General features: G+C 66.4%; 3 protein-coding genes. All 3 read right to left on the bottom strand.

What is annotated here, in order from left to right:
- Positions 1–153: 153 nt before the first annotated feature.
- Positions 154–489, bottom strand: coding sequence for an XRE family transcriptional regulator (locus IP83_RS16045; protein ID WP_054123241.1), 336 nt, complete (start codon positions 487–489; stop codon positions 154–156).
- A gap of 5 nt (positions 490–494) precedes the next feature.
- Positions 495–848, bottom strand: a complete 354-nt coding sequence (locus IP83_RS16040; RefSeq protein ID WP_054123240.1) for a type II toxin-antitoxin system RelE/ParE family toxin — start codon at positions 846–848, stop codon at positions 495–497.
- A gap of 268 nt (positions 849–1,116) precedes the next feature.
- A partial coding sequence (locus IP83_RS16035; RefSeq protein WP_156309780.1) for a tyrosine-type recombinase/integrase occupies positions 1,117–1,476 on the bottom strand: 360 nt, incomplete at its 5' end.

Below are 1,476 nucleotides of genomic sequence, written 5' to 3'. Positions count from 1 at the left end.
GGCGCGAAGCGGCGCGCGCGGATTTTACCCCCTGACGCGGTTTTGGACGCGAGGGCTGCCAGCGGCTGAGACAGGATTGTGCGTGAAGCCCCCTCCATGCGCGAAGGTGTGACGCGTGGGGCAGAGGGCGTCAAGCCGAGGCGCGCGGCCCCGTCAGGCGGCGTGTTTGGCGTCCTCGATCTCGCCCACGCCGGTGAGCGTGAACGCGCCGGTGCCGGGAAGCTCCACGCGCAGCTCCAGCTTGCCGCCGGCGGCCTCCACGAACCGCCGCAGCGTGGAGAGGTAGAGGTCCGCCTGGCGCTCGATCTTGACCACTGAAGGCTGCTTGATCCCGAGGCTCTGGGCGATCTGCTCCTGGCTGCGCTCGGCGAGCTTGCGCAGCGCCTTGAGGCCTTCGACCTCCCGGTGCAGCTCGGCGGCACGGGCCTTGATGCGCTCCTGCCGTTCCTTCGGAAGGCGCGCCATCATCTCTTCGTGGGTGATCGGCATATCGCTTATCCTTTCAACGTCTCGAGGTGCTCGGCGAACCGGGCATCGGCCTTGGCGATCAGGCCCTTGTAGAACCGCTTCTGCGAGCGCCCGCTCTTGTCGCCTGCCACCAGGATGATGGCGCGGCGCCTGGGATCGAACGCGAACGCCACCCGCCACACCCCGTCGTCAGCCGTGAAGCGCAGTTCCTTCATGTTGGCGTACTTCGATCCATCGAGGGTGTCGGCATGAGGCCTGCCGAGCCTCGGACCGCTCACGGTCAACAGTTCAACCAGCGCCAGCAACTCATCCTGCACAGGCTCTGCCAGCGCCTCCATCTCGGGGAGGAAGGCATCGTGATAGAGAACCGTCCAGACCATGCAGGCATATACCTCAGAAGCTATAATTTGTCTATAGCCCAAGGGCTATACAGACCCGGGGCTCGCGTGACACGATCCGGCGTACTTTCCCGGATCGGCAAGGGGCTGCGATGCTGCGCATCGAGCCGGGATTTCAGATACACACCCCACGCACGCGTGCAGCACGGGATGCGGCGGGTTTGGCGGGAGGCTATCCGCGCGCGCTTGTGCCAGGCGCGGAAGCGATCGGCGGTTTTGCAGGCTTTGCAGGGCGCGCGGTTAGCGCGCTCTATGCCTCGTCGGCGTCGGCGTTAGCCTCGGCATCGAGCAGGGCAAGCAGCGTTTCCGCCTCATCGCCGGCGCTGCCGGCGCGGGCGGCAAGACGCGAGCGGATCGGCTTTGCCGGGTGCGTGGCGGTATGGACGGCTTTCAGGGCCTTGATCGAGACCTGGGTGTAGATCTCGGTGGTCTTGAGGTCGGCGTGCCCCAGCATCGCCTGGATGAACCGCACGTCCGCCCCGTTCTCCAGCATCAGGGTCGCCATGGTGTGGCGGAACATGTGGCAAGAACCGCGCTTGCCGATCCCGCTGTCATTGACCGCCTCGCGCACGATCTCCGCCACCCGCTCCAGCCCCAGCGCCTGCCCGTA

The sequence above is a fragment of the Novosphingobium sp. AAP93 genome (assembly GCF_001296055.1).
Lineage (GTDB): Bacteria > Pseudomonadota > Alphaproteobacteria > Sphingomonadales > Sphingomonadaceae > Novosphingobium.
This window is presented reverse-complemented; position numbering and strand designations above follow the sequence as displayed.

Bases quoted from the DNA above. Each gene is read 5' to 3' on its own strand.
- IP83_RS16045 (WP_054123241.1), bottom strand. From the start codon at position 489: ATGCCGATCACCCACGAAGAGATGATGGCGCGCCTTCCGAAGGAACGG.
- IP83_RS16040 (WP_054123240.1), bottom strand. From the start codon at position 848: ATGGTCTGGACGGTTCTCTATCACGATGCCTTCCTCCCCGAGATGGAG.